The 7,610-nt window shown below is 72.0% G+C and carries 5 protein-coding genes; 4 read left to right on the top strand and 1 reads right to left on the bottom strand.

The genetic code is table 11. From position 1 onward, the window contains the following. Positions 1 to 109: 109 nt before the first annotated feature. On the top strand, positions 110 to 1,543 hold the full coding sequence (gene obgE, locus CCN51_RS28670) for a GTPase ObgE (protein ID WP_014179697.1): 1,434 nt from the start codon (positions 110 to 112) through the stop codon (positions 1,541 to 1,543). A gap of 157 nt (positions 1,544 to 1,700) precedes the next feature. Here obgE and CCN51_RS28665 read toward each other — a convergent pair whose 3' ends face one another. Next, positions 1,701 to 3,812: a hypothetical protein gene (locus CCN51_RS28665; RefSeq protein ID WP_014179698.1), complete on the bottom strand. Its 2,112-nt coding sequence runs from the start codon at positions 3,810 to 3,812 to the stop codon at positions 1,701 to 1,703. 375 nt (positions 3,813 to 4,187) lie between these two features. Between CCN51_RS28665 and proB the strand changes: the two genes are divergently transcribed. From proB to CCN51_RS28650, 3 genes are all read left to right on the top strand, one after another. Then, on the top strand, positions 4,188 to 5,372 hold the full coding sequence (gene proB / locus CCN51_RS28660) for a glutamate 5-kinase (protein WP_170061338.1): 1,185 nt from the start codon (positions 4,188 to 4,190) through the stop codon (positions 5,370 to 5,372). A 223-nt stretch (positions 5,373 to 5,595) separates the two neighbouring features. After that, positions 5,596 to 6,093 (top strand): hypothetical protein, encoded by a 498-nt coding sequence (locus tag CCN51_RS28655; RefSeq protein WP_055414019.1) that lies wholly within the window; start codon positions 5,596 to 5,598, stop codon positions 6,091 to 6,093. Positions 6,094 to 6,249: 156 nt separating this feature from the next. Beyond that, on the top strand, positions 6,250 to 7,557 hold the full coding sequence (locus CCN51_RS28650; RefSeq protein ID WP_014179701.1) for a glutamate-5-semialdehyde dehydrogenase: 1,308 nt from the start codon (positions 6,250 to 6,252) through the stop codon (positions 7,555 to 7,557). Positions 7,558 to 7,610: the final 53 nt, after the last annotated feature.

Raw genomic sequence — 7,610 nt, 5'->3', positions numbered from 1 at the left:
GTAACGCACCGAGGGCGGACCGCTTTTCCCCGTGACGGGGAAGAGGGTCCGCCCTCGGTGCGTTACGCCTAAGACATTCCGTACGTAGCTACTTTGGAGGCACAGCGTCATGACCACCTTCGTGGACCGCGTCGAGCTGCACGTCGCCGCGGGTAACGGAGGCCACGGCTGCGCCTCCGTGCACCGCGAGAAGTTCAAGCCGCTCGGCGGCCCGGACGGCGGCAACGGCGGCCGTGGCGGCGATGTGATCCTGGTCGTCGACCAGTCGGTCACCACGCTGCTCGACTACCACCACAGCCCGCACCGAAAGGCCACCAACGGCAAACCGGGCGAGGGCGGCAACCGCTCCGGCAAGGACGGTACGGACCTGGTCCTGCCCGTCCCGGACGGCACCGTCGTTCTCGACACGCAGGGCAACGTCCTGGCCGACCTGGTCGGGGAGGGCACCACCTTCGTCGCCGCCCAGGGCGGCCGCGGCGGCCTCGGCAATGCCGCGCTGGCCTCGGCCCGCCGCAAGGCCCCCGGCTTCGCGCTGCTGGGCGAGCCGGGCCACGCCGGGGATGTGGTCCTGGAGCTCAAGACCGTCGCGGACGTCGCGCTGGTGGGCTATCCGAGCGCCGGCAAGTCCTCGCTGATCTCGGTGCTCTCGGCCGCCAAGCCGAAGATCGCCGACTATCCCTTCACCACCCTGGTGCCCAATCTCGGCGTGGTGACGGCCGGCTCGACCGTCTACACCATCGCCGATGTGCCGGGCCTGATCCCGGGCGCCAGCCAGGGCAAGGGGCTGGGCCTGGAGTTTCTGCGCCATGTCGAGCGCTGCTCGGTGCTCGTCCACGTCCTGGACACGGCGGCGCTGGAGTCCGAGCGCGACCCGCTGACCGACCTCGATGTCATCGAGGCGGAGCTGAGGGAGTACGGCGGCCTCGAGAACCGGCCGCGGCTGGTCGCGCTCAACAAGGTCGACGTCCCCGACGGCCAGGACCTCGCCGACATCATCCGGCCGGACCTGGAGGCCCGCGGCTACCAGGTCTTCGAGGTGTCGGCGGTCTCCCGGCACGGCCTCAAGGAGCTCTCGTTCGCCCTGGCGAAGATCGTCGGGGATGCGCGGGCGGCCAAGCCCAAGGAGGAGGCGACCCGTATCGTCATCCGCCCGAAGGCCGTGGACGACGCGGGCTTCAAGGTCGTCGCCGAGGACGGCTTCTACCGGGTGGTGGGCGAGAAGCCCGAGCGCTGGGTCCGCCAGACCGACTTCAACATCGACGAGGCCGTCGGCTACCTCGCCGACCGGCTGGCCCGGCTGGGCGTCGAGGAGGCGCTGGTGAAGGCCGGGGCGCGGGCGGGCGACGAGGTCGTCATCGGCGCCGCGGACGACGCCGTCGTCTTCGACTGGGAGCCGTCCCTCACGGCCGGTGCGGAGATGCTCGGCCGCCGCGGCGAGGACCACCGCTTCGAGGCCCCGCGCCCGGCCGCCCAGCGCCGCCGTGAGCGCGATGCGGAGCGGGACGAGGCCCAGCACGAGTACGACGCGTTCGAGCCCTTCTAGCGGCGCCTGAGGGCCCGCTACGGCGGCGCGTACGGCAAGCCTTGGCAGGCGCGTACGGCAGGCCCCGCTACGGCGGCGCGTACGGCAAAGGGCCCCGGGAGAACCGAGCGTTCTCCCGGGGCCCTTTGCGACGCGTCCAGGGGCGTGCGGTGGCGGGTCAGACCGCCGCCGTCTCCTCCGCCTCGGGCGAGCCCGGCTCCAGCTCCGCCTCCTCGGCGGCGTCCCTGGCCTCGCGCTGCGCGGGGATCTCGTCGGCCAGGCGGGTGGCCATCCGGGCCCGGCGGGCGTCGGCCTTGGCGCACAGGGCCTGGGCGGCCGCGTTGAAGCGCACCAGCGACGGCGGGTCGGACGGGCCCAGCAGATGCACCTTCAGCTCCGCGCGCGCGGCCACGTTGGTGTCCTTCGCCGGGTCGCGGACCGCATCGAGGAGCGTGGTCACGCCCTTCGCCTTCGGGGTGAGGATGGTCGCGGCGCGCACCGTCGGGAAGCCCGCCTTGAACTCGGCCTCGGACAGCCCGCTGGTGTTCGCCACCGCGTACGGCTTCTCGCTGGTCAGGTAGTCCGAGACCACGCTCGAGACATCGCTGATCAGCAGGTCCGACTGGTTGAAGCAGGCGAAGATGGCCGGCCGGGGACCGGTGACGATCTGGTGCTCCCACACCGGCATCGACGCCCAGTAGGCGTTCTCCCAGGCCGTGGTGGCCGCCGTGACGACCGCGGCGCGGTCCTTGTCCGGGGCGCCCTGGAGCTTCATACGCTCGATCTCGTCCGCGCTGGGGCGGAAGGAGGTGCTGGTGAGGCGGTTGAGCTCATCGGTGCGACGGGCCAGTTCGGCGGCGGCCTCCGGGCCGGGCCGGTCGCCGCTCCGCTTGGTGTTGGCCTCGGCGATCATCGCCATGATGCGCTCGTTGGCGCGGCCCGCGCGCGGGTCGACCGAACCGGTCATCGGGTGCGGCTTGTACAGGAGCCGCACCTTGGGGTCGGCCAGCAGCTCGCGGACGATGTTCTCACCCGCCAGGATGACCGAGGTGTTGCCCGGGTTGCCGTCCCAGCCCTCCCAGGTGGGCGCGTACAGCACGGTGGTGAAGTGCTCCGCGCCGGCGCCGCCGAGCGCGCCGGTGGCCGCGGCCGCGTAGGGGCGGATCGGGGCCAGCTGCGGGCGGCCGACCTCGGCCACGTCCTTGTCCTCGACGCCGATGTCGGCGAGCTGGTAGCGCTCACGCGCCGCCGGGCCCGCGACCCACACCTCGTCGTACGCCTTGGCGTACGGGTTGCAGCTGGAGAGCTTGTCGCTCTCGCCGTGGTTGATGAAGGCGTGCTTGATCGACGGGATGCGCAGGACCTGCGAGGTCTTACCGGAGTTCGCCGGGTGCAGCAGCACCTTGAGCGTGGAGTGCTCGAGCCGCATCAGGTGCGCGACCTTGGGCAGGCACACGATCGGCACGTCCGTCGCGTCGATCTTCTGCACCATGAAGCGCTCGCGGAGCACGATGATCGGGTTGCCGTCGAGGGCGGCGAGCGTGGAGAGCCACATGTTCGCCTGGTACGCGGAGGTGGTGCCGCCGGAGAAGTACATGCCGACCGTCGGCTGGTACTCCGCCAGCCACTTGTCGAGCCACTCCAGCGCCTTGGCCTCGCCGGCCACCTGCTTGCGCGGCAGCAGCCAGGTGCCCAGGTGGACGGTGCCGGCGACCGCGATCAGCAGACCGACGGCCACGCCGATCCCGCCCCACAAGGCGTCTTTGGTGCCCGCGGTGACCAGCAGACCCGCGGTGACCGGGATCGACAGCCGCACCAGCCGGCGGGCGTGCTGGCGGGCGAACAGCCGCGGCGGGGCGTCGCTCAGCTGCAGCGCCGACGCGTCGATGTTGCGGGTGACGAACGGCAGCTGGCGGGTGCGGCGGACCACTATGGCGACGGCCTGGCAGGCGAAGTGCGTCACATAGAACAGCAGCAGCCCGGCCGTCAGCGGCGCCTGCTCGTTCAGCGGGTCGATGCCGTCTATGCGCAGCAGCCCCACCAGGATGAGCATGTCCCGGAACAGCTGGCGCACCGTGACGTCGAGGCGGACCTTGCCCAGCAGCGACAGCAGTCCCGGTTGCTTGTGCTGCAGATAGAGATCGAGCGCGAGGCCACCCGCCGAGGCGGCGATCAGAAGGGGCACGTTCGGGAGCACGGCGCCGACGAGCTGTGTGGTGAAGAACACCAGCATCGCGAGCAGCGCAGCCAGCTGTACGGCCCGGCGGGGGGCGATTCCGGCAGAGGGCACGGGTTGAGCTCCTGGCAGGAGGACGAGGGAACTGTATGGGGGGACCCCTGACCGTATGCCGCAGCCCGGCCCGGTGACAATCCGCGCCCGCGCCAACCATCTCGAATCGGGTCCAAAGGAGCCTCCCAGGGCCGCTCAGGCGACCACCGGACGACTTCGAGGCGACTGCCGGGCAGCCGGAAGACGACCCGTGGACGGCCATCGGGGTGTTCGTCAGGCGTTCGTCGGGTGTTCGTGGGGGCGGCGCGTCCAGGGGCTGAAATACGCGGGCACCCGGCGGCCCGGCTGACGTACATTGCGCGCTTGTCATGATGAGTGTGTAGAAAGAAGCGCTCTTCAGGGCGCGCACGACCAGGGGACGAGCAGGGGAGCGGTGTGAGCGAGCAGGACGGGTCGGCTGCGGTACGGGACGAGGTGGCCGCGGCCCGCAGGATCGTGGTCAAGGTCGGTTCGTCCTCCCTCACCACCGCGGCGGGAGGTCTGGACGCCGACCGGGTCGACGCGCTGGTGGACGTCCTCGCCAAATTCGCAGACGGCCCAGGCGCCCCAGGCGCCCCAGGCGGCCCCGGCGGCGCGGAGGGCAAGGAGATAGTCCTGGTCTCCTCCGGCGCCATCGCCGCGGGCCTGGCGCCGCTGGGTCTCGAACGGCGCCCGCGCGACCTCGCCCGTCAGCAGGCCGCCGCCAGCGTCGGCCAGGGCCTGCTGGTGGCCCGCTACACCGCCTCCTTCGCGCGCTACGGGCGCCGGGTCGGCCAGGTGCTGCTCACCACCGACGACACCAGCCGCCGCGCCCACTACCGCAACGCCACCCGCACCCTGGACCAGCTGCTGGCCATGGGGGCCGTGCCGATCGTCAACGAGAACGACACGGTGGCCACGGACGAGATCCGGTTCGGCGACAACGACCGGCTCGCGGCCCTGGTCGCCCATCTGGTGCGGGCCGATCTGCTGGTGCTGCTCTCCGATGTGGACGGCCTCTACGACGGGGATCCCCGCACCCCCGGCACCTCCCGGATCGCCGAGGTCACCGGCCCCAAGGACCTGGACGGCGTCTCGATCGGCAGTGCGGGCCGCTCCGGGGTGGGCACCGGCGGCATGGTCACCAAGGTCGAGGCGGCCCGGATCGCGGCCGCGGCCGGTGTCCCGGTGGTGCTGACCTCCGCCAGCCGGGCCGGTGACGCCCTGCTGGGCCGCCCCACCGGCACGTTCTTCCACCGCACCGGCCGCCGCTCCGCCGACCGGCTGCTGTGGCTGGCGCACGCCTCCGCGCCGCGCGGGGCGCTCACCCTGGACGACGGTGCGGTGCGGGCCGTGGTGGAGCGCCGTACCTCGCTGCTGCCGGCCGGTATCGCCGCCGTGGAGGGCGAGTTCACCGCGGGGGACCCGGTCGAGCTGCGCGACACCGAGGGGCGGGCCGTCGCCCGTGGGCTGGTCAACTTCGACGCCAAGGAGATCCCCCGGCTGATCGGGCGGTCGACGCGCGAGCTGGCCCGCGAGCTGGGCCCCGCGTACGAGCGCGAGGTCGTGCACCGGGACGACCTGGTCGTGTTGCACACATGATGCACACGTGACGGACGTCACTCAGGGGAGAGAAAATCCGACAAGTCCGTTCATTCAACGGAGAGCTTCCGGAAAATCGCCACGCGGCCTCCCGCGGACTGGTCAACTTTGTTGCACGGGGCCGCACCGGCAGTGGGCCCGTACACCGAACCGCGGGTAACCGCAGCACAACACCGGCTCCGCCCGGCGCGTGAGCGGAGCAGCGAGCAACAGGAGGCCGCCGGTGAGACGAGGGCGCTCGGGGGCGCTGCCCAAAGCAGGGGCGCTGCCCAAGGAAGCGGTGGGGCGCACCCTGACCAGTGTCGGGACCGTGGGCGCGGGGGTGAGCGAGGCGCCCGACGCGGTTGGCGTGGCGGATGCGCCGGGCGTGCCCAGTGAGGCCACCCGGATGTGGCACGTCACCCTCAGCCTCTCGGGTGCGGAGGCCCCGCTGCGGGACGTCCGGCAGGCGCTCGAGCGGCTGGCGCATGACCATCCGTTCCTGCTGACCAGCCGCTATGCCAACGATCACGCCGAGATCCGCTACTGGGAAGAGGCCCGGGACCTGCATGACGCGGCGGCGGTCGCCCTGCGGCTGTGGGGCGAGCACCGGTCCACGGCCAAGCTGCCGCCCTGGGAGATCGTCGGCCTCGAGGTCATCGACCGCGAGACCTACCATCAGCGCATCGCGGAGGGGTACGGCCCGCCGCCGGCCGCGCCGGTAGGGGTGCACCCGTACTGACAGGGACCGATAGGGCCGGCTGACAGGGACCGATAGGGCCGGCCCTTGGCGGCCCGTGTGTCCTGATGCGGCTCGGCCGTTCCCATCGTGAGAATTCCGTCTCGAAAAGCGGAACGGCGGAGGGCATACGGCCGAGCGCTCAGTAGGCTTCATTCCATGACCAGCGCACCCACCTCGCCCCTCACCGACCCCTGGCCGAAGTCCCCGGTCCTCCAGACCGCCTACCGGGCCCGGGTCGCGGCCACCGACCTCGCCCCGCTGCCGCGCGCGGCCAAGGACGACGCGCTGCTCGCGATGGCCGACGCGCTCGAGGTGCGGACCAAGGAGATCGTCGAGGCCAACGCGGCGGACGTGGCGCGGGCGCGCGAGGCGGGCACGAGCGAGGCGATCATCGACCGGCTCACCCTCACCCCCGAGCGGGTGCGGGCCATCGCCTCGGACGTGCGCGACGTGGTGGCGCTGCCCGACCCGGTCGGCGAGGTGGTGCGGGGCTCGACCCTGCCCAACGGGATCGATCTGCGCCAGGTGCGGGTGCCGCTCGGCGTCGTCGGAATCATCTACGAGGCCCGGCCCAACGTCACGGTGGACGCGGCCGCGCTGTGCCTGAAGTCGGGCAACGCCGTGCTGCTGCGCGGCTCGTCGTCCGCGTACCACTCCAACACCGCGCTGGTGAAGGTCCTGCGCGACGCCGTCGGCGGGTCCGGACTGCCTGCGGACGCCGTGCAGTTGGTGCCGGGCGAGGGCCGGGATTCGGTGGCCGAGTTGATGCGCGCCCGCGGTCTGGTGGACGTGCTGATCCCGCGCGGTGGCGCATCGCTGATCCGTGCGGTCGTCGAGCAGTCGACGGTCCCGGTCATCGAGACCGGCACCGGCAACTGCCATGTGTACGTGGACGCGCAGGCCGATCTGGACATGGCGGTTGAGATCCTGGTGAACTCCAAGGCACAGCGGCCCAGTGTGTGCAACGCCGCCGAAACCCTGCTGGTCCACCAGGACATCGCGGCCGCGTTCCTGCCGCGCGCGCTGGACGCGCTGGCCGAGGCCGGGGTGACGGTGCACGGCGACGAGCGGGTGGTGGCCCTGGCGGAGCAGTTGGAGGGTTCCAAGGCCACGGTGGTCCCGGCGGTGGTGGAGGACTGGGAGACCGAGTACCTCTCGTACGACATCGCGGCGGCGGTCGTGGACTCCCTGGACGCCGCGGTGGCCCACATCCGGCTGTGGTCCTCCGGTCACACCGAGGCGATCGTCACCACGTCCCAGATGGCCGCCCGCCGCTTCACCCAGCTGGTGGATTCGACGACGGTCGCGGTGAACGCCTCCACCCGGTTCACGGACGGCGGCCAGTTCGGCTTCGGTGCCGAGATCGGCATCTCCACGCAGAAGCTGCACGCGCGCGGCCCGATGGGCCTGCCCGAGCTGACCTCGACCAAGTACATCGTCACCGGCGACGGCCACACCCGCTGAGCGGGATTTCCCGCTGCGGCATCCCCCATGTGGCGTCCCCCGATCGGGGGACG

The sequence above is a fragment of the Streptomyces milbemycinicus genome (assembly GCF_002154605.1).
Taxonomy (GTDB): Bacteria; Actinomycetota; Actinomycetes; order Streptomycetales; family Streptomycetaceae; genus Streptomyces; species Streptomyces milbemycinicus.
This window is presented reverse-complemented; position numbering and strand designations above follow the sequence as displayed.

Excerpts from the sequence above, each read along its gene's own strand:
- obgE (WP_014179697.1), top strand. The coding sequence starts at position 110 with ATGACCACCTTCGTGGACCGCGTCGAGCTGCACGTCGCCGCGGGTAAC.
- CCN51_RS28650 (WP_014179701.1), top strand. The coding sequence starts at position 6,250 with ATGACCAGCGCACCCACCTCGCCCCTCACCGACCCCTGGCCGAAGTCC.